Source organism: Cronobacter condimenti 1330, assembly GCF_001277255.1.
GTDB lineage: Bacteria > Pseudomonadota > Gammaproteobacteria > Enterobacterales > Enterobacteriaceae > Cronobacter > Cronobacter condimenti.
This window is the reverse complement of sequence record NZ_CP012264.1, coordinates 691,718-709,853: the sequence shown is the minus strand read 5'-3', so window position 1 is coordinate 709,853 and position 18,136 is coordinate 691,718. Positions and strand designations below refer to the sequence as shown.

Below are 18,136 nucleotides of genomic sequence, written 5' to 3'. Positions count from 1 at the left end.
ATCCTTCATGCGCCTTACGGTGCTTTACTCATCATCAGCTCACGCAGCGCGGCGAAATCCGCAGGCAGCGAATGCGACAGCAGCGGCAGATCGACACGTTCGGCAAGTTCCGGCGGCAGCGCCAGGGTTTCGCCGAGCACCGCTTCCACGCTCTCTTTGAATTTTGCCGGATGCGCAGTACCGAGGAACAGCCCGTACTCGCCCGGGCGCAGCTGGTCGCGCAGCGCGCGGTAGGCCACCGCCGCATGCGGCTCGGACAAATAGCCTATCTCGTGCAGTTCGCGCATAGTCGCTCTGGTGGTTTCATCATCGATGGTCGCCACGCCAAGTTCATTCAGGCGCCAGATTTTACGGCGGAAAAGTTCTTCCACGCGCGGCCAGTTGTTTGGCTGTGACACATCCATCGCGTTGGAGAGCGTCGCCACCGTCGCGTTCGGCAGCCATTCGCCGTGTTGCAGAAAACGCGGCACCGTATCATTGGCATTGGTGGCAGCAATAAAGCGCTTCACCGGCAGCCCGATGGATTTAGCAAGCAGCCCTGCGGTCAGATCGCCGAAGTTACCGCTCGGCACCGAAACCACCAGCTGGTTGCGCGCCTCCTGTGGCAGTTGCGCGGCTGCTTCGAAGTAGTAGCAGATCTGCGCCAGCAGGCGGCTGATGTTAATGGAGTTCGCCGAGTTCAGGCCAAGCGTCGCTTTCAGTTCTTCGTCGTCAAAGGCCTGTTTCACCAGCGCCTGGCAGGCGTCGAAATCGCCATCGATCGCAACGGTTTCAATGTTGCCACCAAGCGTACAGAACAGTTTTTCCTGCAATGGGCTGATTTTGCCGCGCGGATAGAGGATAACCACCTGCACGTTTTTCATGCCGTAAAAGGCGTGCGCCACGGCAGCACCGGTATCGCCGGATGTCGCCGTCAGAATGGTCACCGGCTTATCGCCGCTGATCTGCGCCAGCATCTGCGCCATAAAGCGGCCACCGAAATCTTTAAACGCCAGCGTCGGGCCGTGGAACAACTCCAGACAGCCGATGTCATCCGACACATGGCTTACGGGTGCCGGGAACGTGAAGGCATTTTCCACGCGCTGGCGCAGGCTCTCTGCCGGGATTTCATCACCAATATAGGCCGAGAGGATTTTGGTGCTGCGGGAGACGAAATCCATCTCCAGCATTTCATCGATTTCGGTCAGGCTGAATTCCGGCAAATCGTGCGGGAAAAACAGCCCCTGATTTTTACCCAGTCCCTGCGTGACGGCCTGCGCAAAGCTGACCTGCTCGTTATGGTCTTTCAGATTGTAGAGTTTCATGCGTTATCCCAGTACTCGTGCGCCAGCCGTGTCGAGACGGCAAATATGTACAAAGCCTTCCTGATTTTGCAGATAGTGTTGCTTCAGCCACTCCGCCACCCGCTGTGCGGTATCGGTTTTATCGCAGACGGCAAACAGCGTCGGACCGGAGCCGGAGATACCACAGGCCAGGGCCCCCATCTCTGCCGCCGCCTGGCGTGCCTCGCTAAAGCCCGGCAACAGTTTTGTGCGGTATGGCTCGGCGATGACGTCACGCATCAGTTTAGCCGCCAGCTGCGGCTGGCGCGTATGGCAGGCGTGAATAAACCCTGCCAGATAACGCCCGTGACTGATGCAATCCTGACGGCGATACTGCGCCGGTAAAATAGCGCGCGCCTCGGCGGTGGAGACCTTGATCCCCGGATACGCCATCACCCACAGCCATTCGTCGAAGCTCGGTACCGGCTGGCTAATAATGTGGTTTTCTTCCAGCATCAGTTGCAGCCCGCCGAGAAAACACGGCGCGACGTTATCGAAATGAATGCTGCCAGAGATGCGGCCTTCCAGCTCGCCCATCAGTGTCAGCAGGCGATCGTCGCTGAGCGGCTTACCGCAAAATTCGTTCATCGCCATCAGGCCCGCCACTACGGAGCAGGCGCTGGAGCCAAGCCCGGATCCTATCGGCATATTCTTCTCAAGCGTCATGGCAACCGGCACGGTTTTGCCTATCTCCTGACAAAAGCGCTCCCAGCATTGCCAGGCGATATTTTCGCGAGGTTCGGCAGGCAGCTTGCTGACAAAGCGCCCGGTGTTGGTGAGCGAAAAGGTTTCAGCCGCTTCCACCGTTACACAGTCGCCCAGCAGTTCGCCATTGACGGGCGACACGGCGGCGCCTAATACGTCAAACCCCACGCTGACGTTGCCAATGGAGGCCGGGGCATACACTTTAACCATCTTAAACTCCTAACTTCCATGACAGGGTGCGCAGCAGATCGGCAAAGACGCCTGCCGCCGTCACATCGTTCCCGGCGCCGTAACCGCGCAACACCAGCGGCAGCGGCTGATAGTAATGGCTGTAGAACGCCAGCGCGTTTTCGCCGTTTTTCACTTTATAGAGCGGATCGTTGCCATCAACCGCCGCGATTTTGACGCGGCACACACCGTCGTCTTCAATCGTGCCGATATAGCGCAGCACGTTGCCTTCGTCGCGCGCTTTCGCTACGCGAGCGGCAAACTCATCATCCAGCTGCGGCAGACGGGCCATAAAGCTCTCAACATCGCCGGTGGCGTCAAAGCTTTCCGGCAACACCGGCTCGATGACGATATCGCTAAGCTCCAGATGGCGGCCCGTTTCACGCGCCAGAATCAACAATTTACGCGCTACGTCCATGCCAGAGAGATCGTCGCGCGGATCGGGTTCGGTATACCCCAGTTCGCGCGCCATGCTGGTCGCCTGTGACAGGCTCATCCCTTCGTCCAGTTTGCCAAAGATAAAAGAGAGTGAGCCGGAAAGAATGCCCGCGAAGCGTTGCAGCTCGTCACCGGCATTCAGCAGGTTTTGCAGGTTTTCGATAACCGGCAGCCCCGCGCCAACGTTAGTGTCGTAGAGGAATTTGCGGCGCGATGCAGCCGCCGCATGACGCAACTGGTGGTAGTACGCCATCGACGAGGTGTTAGCTTTTTTGTTCGGCGTGACCACGTGGAAGCCTTCGCGCAGGAAGTCGGCGTATTGATCCGCCACCGCCTGATTGGAAGTACAATCGACAATCACCGGATTTAGCAGGTGATATTCTTTCACCAGACGAATCAGACGACCAAGGTTAAATGGCTCGTTGGCCTCAGCCAGCGCATCGCGCCAGTTTTCTAGATCAAGACCATGCACGTTGGTCAGCAACGCGCGTGAGTTCGCTACGCCGCAAACGCGCAAATCGATATGCTTTTGCTTAAGCCAGGTTTGCTGGCGTTTAACCTGCTCAAGCAACGCGCCCCCGACCCCGCCGACGCCGATGACAAACACTTCAATGACCTGATCGGTATTAAAGAGCATCTGGTGCGTCACGCGCACGCCAGTGGTAGCGTCGTCATTGTTGACGACGACCGAGATAGAACGCTCGGAAGAGCCCTGGGCAATCGCCACGATATTGATATTGGCGCGCGCGAGGGCAGCGAAGAATTTCGCTGAAATGCCGCGCAGCGTGCGCATCCCGTCGCCCACGACCGAGATAATCGCGAGGCGCTCCATAATGGCGAGCGGTTCCAGCAGACCTTCTTTTAACTCCAGATAGAATTCATCTTCCATTGCACGCTGAGCACGGGCGCAGTCGCTCTGCGGCACGCAGAAACTGATGCTGTATTCCGACGAGGATTGGGTGATAAGCACCACTGAGATCCCGGCGCGGGACATTGTTGCGAACACCCGCGCCGCCATACCCACCATGCCTTTCATGCCAGGACCGGAGACGTTGAACATCGCCATGTTATTGAGGTTACTGATGCCTTTCACTGGCAGACCGTCTTCATCGCTGCTGGAGCCAATCAGCGTGCCCGGCGCTTGCGGGTTACCGGTGTTTTTAATCAGGCAAGGGATCTGGAACTGGGCGATAGGCGTGATGGTGCGGGGGTGGAGAACTTTGGCGCCGAAATAAGAAAGCTCCATGGCTTCCTGATACGACATCGACTTCAGCAGCCTGGCGTCTGGCACCTGGCGCGGGTCACAGGTATAGACGCCATCAACGTCAGTCCAGATCTCGCAACAGTCCGCGCGCAGACACGCGGCCAGCACAGCAGCGGAGTAATCGGAGCCGTTGCGCCCAAGCACGACCAACTCGCCTTTATCGTTACCTGCGGTAAATCCCGCCATCAGGATCATGTGATCCGCCGGAATTTTGCTGGCCGCGATGCGGCGAGTGGATTCGGCGATATCGACGGTAGACTCCAGGTAATGACCGACTGCGAGCAGTTTTTCCACCGGATCGATCACCGTCACTTTATGGCCACGCGCTTCAAGAAGCGCCGACATGATAGCGATAGAGAGTTTTTCACCACGGCAAATGAGCGCGGCATTGATGCTGTCCGGGCACTGCCCGAGCAGACTGATGCCGTGCAGTACATGTTTGATCTGCGCAAACTCCTGATCGACCACGGTTTTCATCTGCGCGTACGGGAATTCCGGCTGGGCGTCGCTGAGGCCTTTCAGCAGTTCGGCAAAAATACGTTCGGCATCGCTGATATTCGGCAGAGCATCCTGACCACTGATGGTTTTCTCAATCATCGCCACCAGATGGTTGGTGATTTTCGCGGGAGCAGAAAGAACGGTCGCTACCTGCCCCTGCCTGGCATTGCTCTCCAGAATGTCGGCGACACGCATAAAGCGCTCTGCGTTCGCGACCGATGTACCGCCGAATTTCAACACTCGCATGGTTGTTACCCCTTGATTTTTTGCCGAAAAAAAAGCCCGCACGGTTCAGGTGCGGGCTTTTTTCAGTTTTTCCTGTACGCGTCAGCCCGCCCCGTTACCTGTGGTAATGGTGGTGGTAGTAATAATGGTAGTCAGGCTGATGCGAATCATGGATGTTGTGTGCTCTGTACTTTTCTGTTTTCTGTCCTGTATCTCTATTGGTTAAAGTAATCGTCAGGTTAAGTCAACGAATATTTCATTTACGCACCGGTTGAAACTTTCCCGCCAGATACCGTGAAAATGCGCCTTCGCGGTCCAAATAATTGGCAATCACCCTGCATTTTTAGCATTAAATGCTCTGTGTCCGCATTTCGTCAGGATTTCAGCCCGCCAGTTTTTTTTCGATATCATGCAGTAAACGATGCAACATGGCAGTGTCGCGCTGCTCCAGAAGCCCAAGACGTTGCTCCAGCCAGTCGGCCATTTTGAGATCATCCTCAACGCCGAGAGTGGTCAGTAATGTATCGATTCGCAGACGTAATGCTTTCAGCTGATGACGATCGGCTTCGGGTGCAGCGGTGGGCGCATTTTGCATCAGCGCCGTTAATTGATAGCAGTAGACCATGACAGCCTGCCCAAGATTCAGCGACGGGTAATCCGCCACCATTGGCACCCCTGTCAGCACATCGGCCAGTGCCAGTTCGTCATTGGTCAGCCCCGAATCTTCACGTCCGAACACCAATGCTGTGACGGGCAGCCATGCCGCTTTTTCTTCAAGAAGGGGTAATAGCTGTTGCGGCGTTGCGTAGTAGTGGAACTTCGCGCGGCTGCGTGCCGTGGTAGCGACCGTGAAATCGACATCGGCAAGCGCCGCAGCTAAAGTGTCGTAATGCTTTGTATTGTCGAGAATATCGCCAGCACCGTGTGCGACACGACGTGCCGCTGGATCGTCATGCGCCGTGCTGTCGACGATACGCAGTTCCGTAAATCCCATCGTTTTCATGGCGCGTGCAGCGGCACCGACGTTTTCTGGTCTGGCAGGGGATACCAGAATAATAGGCAAACGCATAAGGCTCTCTGTGATTCATTCGTGAAAGAAAATAACGACGCCTACGTTAATACGCGTCGCGAATTTACATTTAATATACAAATACGGTCAGATCATAGAGGTTAGATAGATAAATAATAGTTATGAAAACAACGCAGAAAGCTTCACTTTTAATGCGCTAAAATGGGGCTTATCCGGCTGTTTATCATCAATAAAAACAATATAAATTCCGCTTGCTTATCGGATTCACTTTGTTTATTAGTTAATAGGCGAAATTATCCGCAATGTTACTCATATGTAAACAAAGTTAGTTCTTCGCTGCGATGATCTCATCAAACTGTTAACGTGCTACAATTGAACTTGATATATGTCAACGAAGCGTAGTTTTATTGGGTGTTGGTATCGTATCATCCTGTTATGTTGCTGTTAAAATGGTTAGGATGACAGCCGTTTTTGACACCGTCGGGTCCAGAGGGAAAAGTACCCACGACCGAGCTAATGATGTTGTTGACGTTGATGGAAAGTGCATCAAGAACGCAATTACGTACTTTAGTCATGTTAGGCCAGGCATGTTAATTTATGGCATGCACAAGGCAGGTCAGGGACTTTTGTACTTCCTGTTTCGATTTAGTTGGCAATTTTTAGGTAGCAAACATGCAGACCCCGCACATTCTTATCGTTGAAGACGAGTTGGTAACACGCAACACGTTGAAAAGTATTTTCGAAGCAGAAGGCTATGATGTTTCCGAAGCCACTGATGGCGCTGAGATGCATCAGATCCTCTCTGACAATGATATCAACCTGGTAATCATGGATATCAACCTGCCGGGTAAAAACGGCCTGCTGCTGGCGCGTGAACTGCGCGAGCAAGCGAACGTCGCACTGATGTTCCTGACTGGCCGTGATAACGAAGTGGATAAAATCTTAGGCCTGGAAATCGGCGCTGACGATTACATCACTAAACCGTTCAACCCCCGTGAACTGACGATTCGCGCCCGCAATCTGCTTTCCCGCACCATGAATTTGGGTACGGTGAGCGAAGAGCGCCGCAGCGTGGAAAGCTACAAGTTCAACGGCTGGGAGCTTGATATCAATAGCCGTTCGCTGATTAGCCCGAACGGTGAGCAGTATAAACTGCCGCGTAGCGAATTCCGCGCCATGCTGCACTTCTGCGAAAATCCGGGCAAGATCCAGACCCGCGCGGAACTGCTGAAGAAAATGACCGGTCGCGAGCTTAAACCGCATGACCGTACCGTTGACGTGACCATCCGTCGTATTCGTAAACATTTCGAATCTACGCCGGACACCCCGGAAATCATCGCTACGATCCATGGCGAAGGTTACCGTTTCTGCGGCGATCTGCAGGAATAAGGCGTTCGACGTAAAACAAAAAGGGCGGAGATTCCGCCCTTTTTTATTGCCTCCATTTTACTTCCACAGCCGGAACCGTTCATCCTCTGGCGCAGGTGTCAGGCGCGTATAACGTAATTTTTTAGGCGTCAGCGCATACCAGTCGATATGGCGTGTCAGTAGCATCACCGCTGTCAGCGCGGTAAACAGCAACCCGCTGCCGAGCAACAAGGCGAAATCCTGTGAACGCAGCAGTTGCCAGAGTACGCCGTCCAGCGCCAGCAGACCGCCTGCAAACAGCAGGCTGCGCCGCCAGCCTTTCAGCACCGCCTGCAAATACAGCGCGTTTAGCGCCGCCCCCGCGAGGCTCGCGGTAAGCCAGGCCACATTGAAGCCTGTGTGTTCCGAAAGCGCCAGCAGCAGCAGGTAAAACATCACCAAAGACAGCCCCACCAGCAAGTACTGCACCGGGTGCATTGTAATGCCGCTCAGGGTTTCGCAGACGAAAAAAGCCATATAGGTGAGCGCTATCAGCAGCACCGCATATTTTACCGCCCGGTCGGTAAGCTGATATTGATCCACTGGCGTCGCCACCGTCACGCTGAAAGCGGGCAGTGAATCGAGCCTTACGCTGTCGCCGTGGTGAAACTGGCCGTCGATATTATTGGCATACCAGGTGCTGTGCCACGTCGCCGCAAATCCACTGGCAGAAATCTCCCGCTTCGCGGGCAGGAAATTGCCGTAAAAACCTGGGTGTGGCCAGTTGCTGATAAGCGACAATTCGCTGGTGCGCCCAAGCGGTACGACGGAAAACGCGCCGGTACCGTTGAGCTCAAACGAGAAATTGACCGCCAGCGTCCGGTCCTGAAGCAGCGTCGCCGGAAGGGTGGCGTGCAGGCCTTCTCCGCCGTCTTCAATTCCGCTGCCGGGTTCGACCTCCAGCGGCTGACCGTTGATGTTCAGCGCGCCCACATGGTCGATGCCGCGTGCGTCGCCCACTGCCATTACCAGTCGCGCATCACCCACGCGATACCGCGCGCCGGGCGTTATCTCTTGCGAGGGCAGCCTAAAGCGCGCCTCAAGCGATATGTCACTATGCCAGACTTGCCCTTCGTAAATACCGATATGTCGCGGCTCAACCGCCTGCTTTCCCGACACCACCAGCGACTCCGGCAGATAATAGCGAATAAAGCTCCGCTCCTGCGTCACGTCCTTACCCGCCTGTGTCGTGGTGGTAATTTCCGTAACCGGGATAGCGATAAGCGGCCCCACGAGTTTTTGCGGCCCGCTGGTACTCTGCTCAAGCGAATGCGTCACATCGTCACGGTAGTCCGCGCGTTCATCAATAACGACACTCAAAATACGCAACGGAATTAATAGCAGCGCCATACAACCCAGCAGCGCCATGCCTTTTAACATCAGGGGTGATTTCAACATAAGCCTCTCCTTTTCGATGCTGCCGAAGATAGAGGGCTTATGTGGGGTGAAAATGAAGTTATGTGAAGTGGCGGTGAAGTCAGGCGGCAGGAAGCGAAAGCCGTGCCTCAACGCCGCCTTCAGGCCGGTTGGCAAGCGTAATATCACCCTGGTGTAGTCGTGCCACCTCTTGCACGAAAGCAAGCCCCAGGCCACTGCTCTTCTGCCCGTCCGCACGCGGTAGCGAATAGAAACGTTCAAAGATACGCGCCAGCGCGTAATCGGGTATGCCGCTGCCGGTGTCCGTGACGAGGATCACCACCCGTTCGCCCTCCTGCCGCGCGCCAAGCGTAATCTCGCCCGCAGGCGGCGTAAAATCGAGCGCGTTGTTCAGAAGATTGCCGATAGCCTGTTGCAACAGCGCTTCGTCGCCCGCCACATGCAGCGCGCCTGCTGGAGGATCGAGACGCAAATGTACCGATTTTTGCAGCAGCGAGGAGGCATGCAGTTCGGCAAGGGTCGCGAAGAGCGGTGCCAGCAAAACCGGTTCTGGAGTGATATCCAGCCGGTTTTCGAGCTTCGCCTGGTATAACAGTTTCTCCACCAGCGCCTGCATGCGCGCGTTTTGTTGCAGGATATTGTCGCTGAACCGGCGCGCCACGTCGGGCGGCGGCGCTTCGCGCAGGATTTCCGCTGCGCCGCGAATACCTGCCAGCGGGCTTTTCAGCTCGTGAGTAAGCGCATGGACATATTGCTCAATATAATTTTTACCTTCGAGCCGTACGCGCATGTTTTCCAGCGCCTGAGCAAGACGCCGCAGTTCACGGCTGCCCGGGTCCGGCAGCGGCAGCGGTGCAGCGTCGGTTACGGCATCAGCGTAGCGCACCAGCGTGCCGATGGAGCGGTTAATCCAGAGCACCATCACGATGCCGGTCAGCAGCGCGATACCCAGCAGCGCAATACCCGCCATCATGATCCGATGCTCGCTGCGGCGGATAACCGGCGCGAGCGCGATATTCGGCTTACCGACGCTCAGCACGCCGATAATGCGCCCGGCGTCGCGTACCGGCGCGGCGACATACATTACGGTACTGTCAGGATCGTCGGGATGGAGCGCCGAGCTGCGCGCGCCATATTCGCCGCGAAGCGTCAGCCAGACGTCATTCCAGCGTGAGTAATCCTGCCCTAGCGCCGCGCCGCTGGAATCAAACACCACGCGTCCCTGCGCGTCAGTCAGATAAACGCGGTATTCATTACGCACCTTTTTGATGCCGCTGATGTTGGCGTTAACCGGGTAATGGTTTAACCGCTCAAACGCCTGCGCGAGCTGGCCGTCGAGCGGATGGCCCGCCAGCAGATCGTCACGGGCGATCTCCGCAAGCAGCGTGGCGGTATCGTTAAGCGACCCTTCCGTCGCCCGCCGCACGCCTGGTTTTATCTCTTGCACGAAAATGGCGAGCACAAACCACGCCGCCACCGCGACAATCAGAAAGTAACCCAGCAGAAGCCGCATACCGATGCGCATCAGTTTACCGCCAGGCTATAACCCAGCCCCCGGTGCGTATTAACGGGCGAAACGTCAGGGTTGACCGCACGCAGCTTGGCCCGCAGCGTTTTGATATGGGTATCAACAGTGCGATCGAAACTGTCGTTGGCATCGCCCCAGACATGGTCCATCAGTTGCTGGCGCGAATAGACACGGCCCGGCGCCAGCAGCAGCGTTTTCAGCAGCAGATATTCATATCGCGTCAGTGGTAACGTCTGCCCGCACCAGGCTATCTGCGCGGCCGCCTCGTTCAGTTCGAAACGGCCCGCGCGCACCACTGACTGCGTGCCGCTCTGCTGTTTTTGCAGGCGTCGCAGAATGGTCCGCACGCGAGCACAGACCTCGCGCGGCGAAAACGGCTTGGCAACATAATCATCCGCGCCGATTTCAAGGCCGATAAGCCTATCGACTTCTTCGCTACGCGCCGTCAAAAACAGCACCGGCAACGCCGGATGTGCTGCCAGCAGCTGACGGCACAATTCAAAGCCGCTGATATCGGGCAGGCCGACATCCAGCACCACCAGATCCGGGAGCGTATGACGGGCGGCGTCCAGCGCGGGCAACCCGCGCTCAAACGCCCGTACCGTAAAGCCTTCAAGCTGCATGACATACGCCAGCGCTTCGCTGATGCTGGTCTCATCCTCTACCAGCCAGACGGTTGTCTGATTCATCCTGAATAATCCTGTGAATTACCGGGCCTGGCCCCACGGCATAATTGGCACTGCGCTCAGTGCGTTTTTAGGCGAGCCTTCGACCACTTTGTCGGAATAGGTCAGATACGCCAGCGTATTGCGCTTCGCATCGTAAAAACGCACCACCTGCAATTTTTTGAAAACCAGCGAGGTACGCTTCTGGAACACCACATCGCCCTGCGCTTTTCCAGCTTTGATTTTATCGCTCAGCTCAATTGGCCCAACCTGCTGGCAGGAAATCGCCGCGTCTGAGGTATCTTCCGCGAGCCCCAACCCACCTTTGATCCCGCCGGTTTTTGCACGGCTCAGGTAACAGGTCACATTTTTGACATCCGGATCGTCAAACGCTTCCACGACAATTTTGTGATCCGGCCCCAGCCATTTGAATACGGTATCTACCGAACCAATCTCTTCTGCCCGCAAACCGCCGCTAAATGCCATAAACATTAGGGGAACTAATAACACCCGATATTTCATATTGTTACCATTCATTTAAGGTTACGTTTCGTGACTATTCACTGTGAGAACAAAAAACCTTACAGATCACATTGTTACTCAAAAAACCCTTTTTGTAGCAGCAGATCTCGCCCAAGGCGCAAAAGAAAACACTGAATGCCAGAAGAGCAAAAAATGCTACTATTCGCTACCCACTTTTTCAGGCACTGCGTTTAAGGATGAGGATTATATATGGATCAGTCTGGGATCATTCGGGATCTGCTTACCTGGCTGGAAAGCCATCTTGATCACCCCTTGTCTTTGGACAATGTGGCGGCCAAAGCCGGGTATTCCAAGTGGCATTTGCAACGTATGTTCAAAGAGGTAACGGGCCAGGCCATTGGCGCTTATATCCGCGCGCGACGCTTGTCGAAATCCGCGGTCGCTCTGCGCCTGACGGCGCGCCCTATTTTGGATATCGCGCTGCAATACCGTTTCGACTCGCAGCAGACGTTTACCCGCGCGTTTAAAAAACAGTTTTCGCTGACGCCGGCGCTTTATCGCCGCTCCCCGGACTGGAACGCGCAGGGTATGCGCCCACCGATTCGCCTCGAACCGTTCACGCCGCCGCCGCATCAGTTTGTTACGCTGGCCCCGCTGCAACTGACGGGCCTTACGCAGAGCTATACCTGCTCGCTGGAGCAAATCTCTGAAATGCGCCAGCAGATGCGCGTCCAGTTCTGGCGGGAATTTCTCGCAAACTGCCCGACAATCCCGCCTGCATTTTACGGCCTGAACGAATCGCGTCCGAGCGCAGAGAAAGACGACGAGCAGGAAGTCTTTTACACCACCGCGCTGCCGGAGCCGCTGGCGGAAGGCTGCGTGGAACATGCGCACCCGGTCACGCTGGAAGGCGGCGATTATGTGCAGTTCACCTACGAAGGTCCGGGCACTGGCGTACAGGAGTTTATCCTGACGGTATATGGTACCTGCATGCCCGCCCTGGGGCTGACACGCCGCCGCGGTCAGGATATTGAGCGCTATTTCCTCTCAGAAGAAACCAGCGCTCAGGAACGCGATATAAACCTGCGCTGCGAGTACCTTATCCCGGTTCGCCGTTAACGCTGTAGCTCATCCAGCGCAGGCGCATCAAGATGCGACACGTCGCCTGCCGTCTCCACCACCCAACCGGACGCGAGCCATGGGCTCTGCTGATAATCCACGCGGGAAATCGAGCAGTTACGCAGGCGCAGACGGCGCTCCGCGTACGCTGGCAACCCGAGGATGGTACTGACCAGGCAACCGAGCGCCATGCCGTGGCTGACCAGTAACGGGCGGCTGCCTTCCGGCAGTTCGAGACAGGCGTTCAGCGCGCCGTGCATACGATCGCTCACTTCCTGCATCGATTCGCCTTTTGGAATGCGCCCGTCAGGCGTGCCGTTGACCAACTGACGCCGCCAGCCCTCCTCTTCCTCGCTAAGCGTGTCGAGATGGCGTCTTTCCAGAATGCCCATATCCAGCTCGCGCAGGCGCGCATCGAGTATCACGTCGCAGCCGCAGCCCTGCGCGACAATCTCCGCCGTGCGCCGGGTACGCCCCAGATCGCTGGTGATAATGTGCGTGATGCCAAGCGCTTTGGCGCGCTGCGCCACCTGCATAGCCTGGCGTTCCCCTTTTTCAGTCAATGGGCTGTCCGATTGCCCCTGGATGCGTCGCTCGGCGTTCCACTGCGTTTCACCGTGGCGAACCAGATATACCTGTAACATGCTTTTTATCCGTTATACTGCTGCGACTTTAAACGTCTGTGAGTGTGTATTTATTATGTACCATGTTGTCTGCGCCACGACGAATCCAGCCAAAATTCAGGCGATTCTGCGTGCATTTAGCGAGATTTTTGGCGAAGCATCCTGCCATATTGATGCCGTCTCCGTCGATAGCGGCGTGCCTGAGCAGCCACTTGGCAGTGACGAAACGCGCCTTGGCGCGCGCCAGCGCGTCATTAACGCCCGCGCACTTCGCCCGGACGCCGATTACTGGGTGGCTATCGAAGCCGGTATCGATGAAGGCAGCACGTTTAGCTGGGTTGTGATTGAAAGCGCGCAGCAGCGTGGCGAAGCGCGTTCTGCGACGCTGCCATTGCCTGCGGCGATTCTGGAAGAAGTGCGCGCCGGAAAAGCCCTGGGACCGGTGATGTCTGCCTGGACAGGCATTGACGAGATTGGGCGTAAAGAAGGGGCTATCGGCATTTTCACCGCAGGTAAACTGACGCGCAGCAGCGTCTACCATCAGGCGGTGATCCTGGCCTTAAGCCCCTTTCATAACGCGATTTACCGCTGAGCCTGTAACAACTCCTGTTCGAGCCACTGACGAAGCTCAGCTGGCGCCGCTTTCAGGCTGTTAGAGCCGCGGGTGATCGTTGCGATACCCGCGCCCAGCTCGCTTTTCAGTTCGCGCTGGCTCATTTCTCCGCGTAACAACTCTTCGATTATCCGCACGCGCGTGCCGAGCGCGGCGCGTTCGTCCGGCGTCAGCAGCAGCGTCAGCAAAGGAAGATGAAGCTCGTTGTCGAAAGATTGCTTCAGGAGCGCCACAAAACGCAGCCACTCCTGGTTGCTCTGTTCGGCCTGGGCCGCGGAATAGGTTGAATGTTGAGTCATCGGATGCCGCCATACTCGTTCACTAGTACGCCAGCATAGCACAACACCGCCGATCAGTAACGGCGGCGCCACTCCGCATCGGTCATCAGCACCGGTTTATCGCCCATGAAATAGCGATAATAGGCGTCGTAAGCCAGTACGTTTTTCACGTAACCACGCGTCTCGGAAAACGGAATACTTTCCACAAACGCTACCGCATCAATACGCCCGGCGCTGTTGCCAAGCCAGGTGCGTACGCGTCCTGGCCCTGCGTTATAGGCGGCGGAGGCGAAAATACGGTTGTTGTCGAACATCCCATAGACATACTGCAAATAACTCGTGCCTATCTGAATATTGGTTTCCGGATCGAGTAACTGCGCGCTGCTGCTGTAGCCTGGCAGATTAAACATTTTCACCGTATGGGTTGCGGTGCCGGGCATAAGCTGCATGAGGCCAGACGCCCCCACCGGCGAGCGCACTTTCGGGTTCCAGGCGCTTTCCTGCCGCGCGATTGCCATCGCGTAACTCTGCGCAACGGTTTTATCGCTCACGTAGCGGGCGAACAGATCTTTATACGCCAGCGGGAAGCGCTCTTCGAGCTGATCCCACAGTTTACCGGCGATCGTCGCCTGCACGCTCAGATCCCACCAGTTACGATCAAAGGCGTAGCGCGCCAGCGCCGCTTGTTCCTGCTTACTGCGGCTGGTGACGAGATTCGCCCATTCGCTGCGCGCGGTGTTATCCAGTCCCCAGTACATAAGCTCGCGCACGCGCGCCATTTCTGGGCCTTCAAACAGCGTAGCGTTGACCGCAGGCGCTTTATCGACCCGCAGCGGATAATCTTCCCCCAGCCGCTGCGCCGCAGCCATCGGGTAGAAACCGCGCTCCTGCATCAGCGAATGCAGAATCGTTTTCGCCTCGTCGTCGCGCCCGCGCTCCATCAGGAGATCCGCCTGCCAGTAGCGCCATTCGTCTTTCTCTTTAGCCTCCATCGGCAAGCGCGCAAGCCAGGTGTTCAGACCGCCGCGATCGCCGATGCCAAGCGCCATGCGCACCCGGCGCTCAATCAGCGAAGTGGATTCCGAGCGCATGATCGCATCGTCGCGCCAGCGAGCCTGCTCATCGGTCACGTCATTGCCCATCAGGCGCCACGCCACGATATCGCGAAGCTCCTGCGCCTGTGCATCGTTTAGCTGCTGCGCCTGAATGAGCGAGGGAATCATCAGTCTGGCGTTTTCCACATCCTGACGGGCGACACTTGCAAACGCCACGGCCGCCATCTGACGCGTAAAGTCGGTCGCCCCGACGCTGCGTACAAAGGTCATCACGCTGTTGGGATCGTTGGCGAGACTCACCAGCGCGCTGCTGATGGTCTGGTAATCGGCCGGTAACTGGCCTGCCAGCGAACTCACCAGCCGCGTGTTGCCCTCTTTCATCGCCAGACGAATACGCTCAAGATACGCCAGTGGATCCTGTGCGCCGGAGGTGCGCCACGCCTGGAAAAGTCGCTCGCACGAGGCCGGTAAATTTTTGCCTGTCTGCCACAAATCTTTCGCACCCTGCCACGCACCCTGGGCGTCGCCGGTGTTAAATTTGGCGTAATAGTAATTGCACTGCGCCTCGGTGCTGCCCGGCGGTTGCGGACTGAAGGCCAGCAGGCCACGCCAGTCTTCACGACGCGCCAGTTCATTAACAAAACGAGACGTAAGCGAGCGTGCCGGCGGCAGCGTCGGGTTCGCCTGGATAAACTGCTGTACCGTGATAGTCGGCTGATTCATCAGATCGTCAGTTAACTGGCGATACTGCAAATAGGGATAGAGCGGATAGGTTTGCAGCGTGGGCATCAGTTGCTCCACTACGTCCATCTGCCGGCTATCCCACGCTTGTTTGATCTGCGCATAGCGGCTGCGCTGCTCGTCGAGCGAATCGGCACGTGCGGCCTGGCCGAGCGTCAGCAGGCAGATGCCTGCCGCGAGCCAACGCCAGACGACCTGTCTGGATGTTCCCACAATCCTTCCTCATGTTAATTGACTGACCGGCAGCCTCATGCCGCCTGAAATTCTCAGATACTTCATGCTAACCAGGCGAAGGCCGTTGCGCCATGTCGCGAACATTTTTTTACCATTCGCGTATTAATGCCTTTGATACCGCATTCGCGGCGTTGCTGGCTGGGATTAAGCCTCGAAAACAGCTAAACTTCGCAGCTGTTAACCCCTTCATCATCATAAGAGGCGAAGTCCAACGTGGCTCAATTCGTTTACACCATGCATCGCGTCGGCAAAGTCGTTCCGCCGAAGCGACACATTCTGAAGAATATCTCTCTGAGCTTTTTCCCTGGTGCCAAAATCGGTGTACTGGGCCTGAACGGCGCCGGTAAATCCACCCTGCTGCGCATCATGGCGGGCATCGATAAAGATATCGAAGGTGAAGCCCGTCCGCAGCCTGGCATTAAAATTGGTTACCTGCCGCAGGAACCACAGCTCAACCCTGAACATACCGTGCGCGAATCTATCGAAGAAGCGGTGTCGGAAGTCGTCGGCGCGCTCAAGCGTCTGGACGAAGTCTACGCGCTCTACGCCGATCCGGACGCCGATTTCGATAAGCTCGCCGCCGAGCAGGGCAAACTGGAAGAAATTATCCAGGCCCACGACGGCCATAACCTGAACGTGCAGCTTGAGCGCGCGGCTGACGCCCTGCGCCTGCCGGACTGGGAAGCCAAAGTCGCGACGCTCTCCGGTGGTGAACGCCGCCGCGTCGCGCTCTGCCGCCTGCTGCTTGAAAAGCCGGACATGCTGCTGCTCGACGAACCGACCAACCACCTGGACGCCGAATCTGTCGCCTGGCTGGAACGCTTCCTGCACGACTTCGAAGGTACCGTGGTGGCAATCACCCACGACCGTTACTTCCTCGACAACGTAGCCGGCTGGATCCTGGAGCTGGACCGCGGTGAAGGCATTCCGTGGGAAGGTAACTACTCTTCCTGGCTTGAGCAAAAAGATCAGCGTCTGGCGCAGGAAGCCTCGCAGGAAGCTGCGCGTCGTAAATCCATCGAGAAAGAGCTGGAGTGGGTACGTCAGGGCGCGAAAGGCCGCCAGTCTAAAGGCAAAGCCCGTCTGGCGCGCTTTGAAGAACTTAACAATACCGAATACCAGAAACGTAACGAGACCAACGAACTCTTTATTCCGCCGGGACCGCGTCTGGGCGATAAAGTGGTGGAAGTCAGCAACCTGCGTAAATCTTACGGCGATCGCCTGCTGATTGAGGATCTGAGCTTCTCTGTGCCAAAAGGCGCAATTGTCGGGATCATCGGTCCGAACGGCGCGGGTAAATCTACCCTCTTCCGTATGATGTCTGGCCAGGAACAGCCGGACAGCGGCACCATTACGCTTGGTGAAACCGTGAAGCTCGCCTCCGTCGATCAGTTCCGTGACGCGATGGACAACAGCAAAACCGTCTGGGAAGAAGTTTCCGGCGGGCTGGATATCATGAAGATCGGCAACACCGAAATGCCGAGCCGTGCATACGTAGGCCGCTTTAACTTCAAAGGCGTCGATCAGGGCAAACGCGTCGGCGAACTCTCTGGTGGTGAGCGCGGTCGTCTGCATCTGGCGAAGCTGTTGCAGGTAGGTGGCAACATGTTGCTGCTCGATGAACCGACCAACGACCTGGATATCGAAACCCTGCGCGCGCTGGAAAACGCCCTGCTGGAGTTCCCGGGCTGTGCGATGGTTATCTCGCATGACCGCTGGTTCCTGGACCGTATCGCCACGCACATTCTGGATTACCAGGATGAAGGCAAAGTCGAGTTCTTCGAAGGTAACTTTACCGAGTACGAAGAGTACAAAAAACGCACGCTGGGCGCGGAAGCGCTGGAGCCGAAGCGTATTAAGTACAAACGTATTGCGAAGTAATACCCTAAACGGCCTTCACAAGAAGGCCGTTTTTTTATCTGCCGGCCATACAGATTTATACCCACCCTAAATTCCGATTCATTACCGCTTTCTTGTTCATTCACCCTTATTATGATATTTAATCAACCATATTTAGCCCTTTAGGTTTTATTTTTCCCGTCCTTCGACGGCACCTATTATTATTCGCGCTACGCTTTTTTCATGGAATGAAAATGTCACGGAATCGTTGTCAGAGTAAGCAGGCCGCGGTCAGCCTGTTGTCCGCATCCTCTCCCCTCGCTTTTCACCATTTATAGCGTCAATACATAAAAACAATATTCAGTGTTTAGATTTATTACCGCTTCGCAGCACGGCAAACCGCTATGCTGGACGCTTTCTGAAGGTGAATAGCGGATAGCGCCGGGGAATGCGCCGTCTGGCGC

The 18,136-nt window shown here is 56.4% G+C and carries 16 protein-coding genes, 1 pseudogene and 1 other annotated feature; of the genes and pseudogenes, 4 read left to right on the top strand and 13 right to left on the bottom strand.

The features are described from left to right. Nucleotides 1-14 precede the first annotated feature (14 nt). From thrC to yjjY, 6 genes and pseudogenes are all read right to left on the bottom strand, one after another. A complete protein-coding gene (gene thrC, locus AFK62_RS03285) occupies nt 15-1,304 on the bottom strand; it encodes a threonine synthase (protein WP_007675784.1) in 1,290 nt (429 codons plus the stop codon). A 3-nt stretch (nt 1,305-1,307) separates the two neighbouring features. Then, nucleotides 1,308-2,237, bottom strand: coding sequence for a homoserine kinase (thrB, locus tag AFK62_RS03280; RefSeq protein ID WP_007675781.1), 930 nt, complete (start codon nt 2,235-2,237; stop codon nt 1,308-1,310). 1 nt (nt 2,238) lies between these two features. Further along, entirely contained in the window at nt 2,239-4,701 is a 2,463-nt protein-coding gene (thrA, locus tag AFK62_RS03275; protein ID WP_032984563.1) for a bifunctional aspartate kinase/homoserine dehydrogenase I, read from the bottom strand. A 25-nt stretch (nt 4,702-4,726) separates the two neighbouring features. Further along, nucleotides 4,727-4,844, bottom strand: a sequence feature (Thr leader region). Beyond that, nucleotides 4,783-4,851, bottom strand: a complete 69-nt coding sequence (gene thrL / locus AFK62_RS20800) for a thr operon leader peptide (RefSeq protein WP_071601047.1) — start codon at nt 4,849-4,851, stop codon at nt 4,783-4,785. (Overlaps the previous feature by 62 nt.) Nucleotides 4,852-5,062: 211 nt before the next feature. Further along, on the bottom strand, nt 5,063-5,749 hold the full coding sequence (locus AFK62_RS03270) for a tRNA/rRNA methyltransferase (RefSeq protein WP_007675771.1): 687 nt from the start codon (nt 5,747-5,749) through the stop codon (nt 5,063-5,065). Between the two features lie 394 nt (nt 5,750-6,143). After that, nucleotides 6,144-6,285: pseudogene (yjjY, locus tag AFK62_RS22060) on the bottom strand (YjjY family protein). A 97-nt stretch (nt 6,286-6,382) separates the two neighbouring features. Here yjjY and arcA point away from each other — a divergent pair. After that, nucleotides 6,383-7,099, top strand: coding sequence for a two-component system response regulator ArcA (gene arcA, locus AFK62_RS03265; RefSeq protein ID WP_007675752.1), 717 nt, complete (start codon nt 6,383-6,385; stop codon nt 7,097-7,099). Between the two features lie 57 nt (nt 7,100-7,156). On the opposite strand, the gene creD is transcribed toward arcA, so the two are convergent. The 4 genes from creD to creA form a co-directional block, all read right to left on the bottom strand. Further along, the gene (creD, locus tag AFK62_RS03260) at nt 7,157-8,515 is read right to left on the bottom strand and encodes a cell envelope integrity protein CreD (RefSeq protein WP_007675744.1); all 1,359 of its coding nucleotides are present in this window, start codon (nt 8,513-8,515) and stop codon (nt 7,157-7,159) included. Nucleotides 8,516-8,594: 79 nt separating this feature from the next. Further along, entirely contained in the window at nt 8,595-10,019 is a 1,425-nt protein-coding gene (gene creC / locus AFK62_RS03255) for a two-component system sensor histidine kinase CreC (RefSeq protein ID WP_007675742.1), read from the bottom strand. Then, nucleotides 10,019-10,711, bottom strand: a complete 693-nt coding sequence (gene creB, locus AFK62_RS03250; RefSeq protein ID WP_007675740.1) for a two-component system response regulator CreB — start codon at nt 10,709-10,711, stop codon at nt 10,019-10,021. The genes creC and creB overlap by 1 nt, the downstream gene beginning before the upstream one ends. Before the next feature lie 18 nt (nt 10,712-10,729). Then, nucleotides 10,730-11,209, bottom strand: coding sequence for a protein CreA (creA, locus tag AFK62_RS03245; protein ID WP_007675738.1), 480 nt, complete (start codon nt 11,207-11,209; stop codon nt 10,730-10,732). A gap of 210 nt (nt 11,210-11,419) precedes the next feature. Here creA and robA point away from each other — a divergent pair, with 210 nt between their 5' ends. After that, a complete protein-coding gene (robA, locus tag AFK62_RS03240) occupies nt 11,420-12,289 on the top strand; it encodes an MDR efflux pump AcrAB transcriptional activator RobA (protein ID WP_053531712.1) in 870 nt (289 codons plus the stop codon). Here robA and gpmB read toward each other — a convergent pair. After that, the gene (gene gpmB / locus AFK62_RS03235) at nt 12,286-12,933 is read right to left on the bottom strand and encodes a 2,3-diphosphoglycerate-dependent phosphoglycerate mutase GpmB (RefSeq protein WP_007675735.1); all 648 of its coding nucleotides are present in this window, start codon (nt 12,931-12,933) and stop codon (nt 12,286-12,288) included. The two genes, robA and gpmB, sit on opposite strands and share 4 nt — an antisense overlap. Nucleotides 12,934-12,988: 55 nt before the next feature. Here gpmB and yjjX point away from each other — a divergent pair, with 55 nt between their 5' ends. Continuing rightward, nucleotides 12,989-13,504, top strand: coding sequence for an inosine/xanthosine triphosphatase (gene yjjX / locus AFK62_RS03230; RefSeq protein WP_007675733.1), 516 nt, complete (start codon nt 12,989-12,991; stop codon nt 13,502-13,504). Here the strand turns inward: yjjX and trpR are convergent. Together trpR and sltY are read right to left on the bottom strand one after the other, a co-directional pair. Next, nucleotides 13,495-13,824, bottom strand: a complete 330-nt coding sequence (gene trpR / locus AFK62_RS03225) for a trp operon repressor (RefSeq protein WP_007675730.1) — start codon at nt 13,822-13,824, stop codon at nt 13,495-13,497. The genes yjjX and trpR overlap by 10 nt on opposite strands. Before the next feature lie 53 nt (nt 13,825-13,877). Continuing rightward, the gene (sltY, locus tag AFK62_RS03220; RefSeq protein WP_053531711.1) at nt 13,878-15,812 is read right to left on the bottom strand and encodes a murein transglycosylase; all 1,935 of its coding nucleotides are present in this window, start codon (nt 15,810-15,812) and stop codon (nt 13,878-13,880) included. A gap of 234 nt (nt 15,813-16,046) precedes the next feature. On the opposite strand from sltY, the gene ettA reads away from it, so the two are divergent. Beyond that, entirely contained in the window at nt 16,047-17,714 is a 1,668-nt protein-coding gene (gene ettA, locus AFK62_RS03215) for an energy-dependent translational throttle protein EttA (RefSeq protein ID WP_007675724.1), read from the top strand. Nucleotides 17,715-18,136: the final 422 nt, after the last annotated feature.

Excerpts from the sequence above, each read along its gene's own strand:
- thrC (WP_007675784.1), bottom strand. The coding sequence starts at position 1,304 with ATGAAACTCTACAATCTGAAAGACCATAACGAGCAGGTCAGCTTTGCG.
- creC (WP_007675742.1), bottom strand. The coding sequence starts at position 10,019 with ATGCGCATCGGTATGCGGCTTCTGCTGGGTTACTTTCTGATTGTCGCG.
- creA (WP_007675738.1), bottom strand. The coding sequence starts at position 11,209 with ATGAAATATCGGGTGTTATTAGTTCCCCTAATGTTTATGGCATTTAGC.
- yjjX (WP_007675733.1), top strand. The coding sequence starts at position 12,989 with ATGTACCATGTTGTCTGCGCCACGACGAATCCAGCCAAAATTCAGGCG.
- thrA (WP_032984563.1), bottom strand. The coding sequence starts at position 4,701 with ATGCGAGTGTTGAAATTCGGCGGTACATCGGTCGCGAACGCAGAGCGC.
- robA (WP_053531712.1), top strand. The coding sequence starts at position 11,420 with ATGGATCAGTCTGGGATCATTCGGGATCTGCTTACCTGGCTGGAAAGC.
- gpmB (WP_007675735.1), bottom strand. The coding sequence starts at position 12,933 with ATGTTACAGGTATATCTGGTTCGCCACGGTGAAACGCAGTGGAACGCC.
- AFK62_RS03270 (WP_007675771.1), bottom strand. The coding sequence starts at position 5,749 with ATGCGTTTGCCTATTATTCTGGTATCCCCTGCCAGACCAGAAAACGTC.
- creD (WP_007675744.1), bottom strand. The coding sequence starts at position 8,515 with ATGTTGAAATCACCCCTGATGTTAAAAGGCATGGCGCTGCTGGGTTGT.
- arcA (WP_007675752.1), top strand. The coding sequence starts at position 6,383 with ATGCAGACCCCGCACATTCTTATCGTTGAAGACGAGTTGGTAACACGC.
- trpR (WP_007675730.1), bottom strand. The coding sequence starts at position 13,824 with ATGACTCAACATTCAACCTATTCCGCGGCCCAGGCCGAACAGAGCAAC.
- creB (WP_007675740.1), bottom strand. The coding sequence starts at position 10,711 with ATGAATCAGACAACCGTCTGGCTGGTAGAGGATGAGACCAGCATCAGC.
- thrB (WP_007675781.1), bottom strand. The coding sequence starts at position 2,237 with ATGGTTAAAGTGTATGCCCCGGCCTCCATTGGCAACGTCAGCGTGGGG.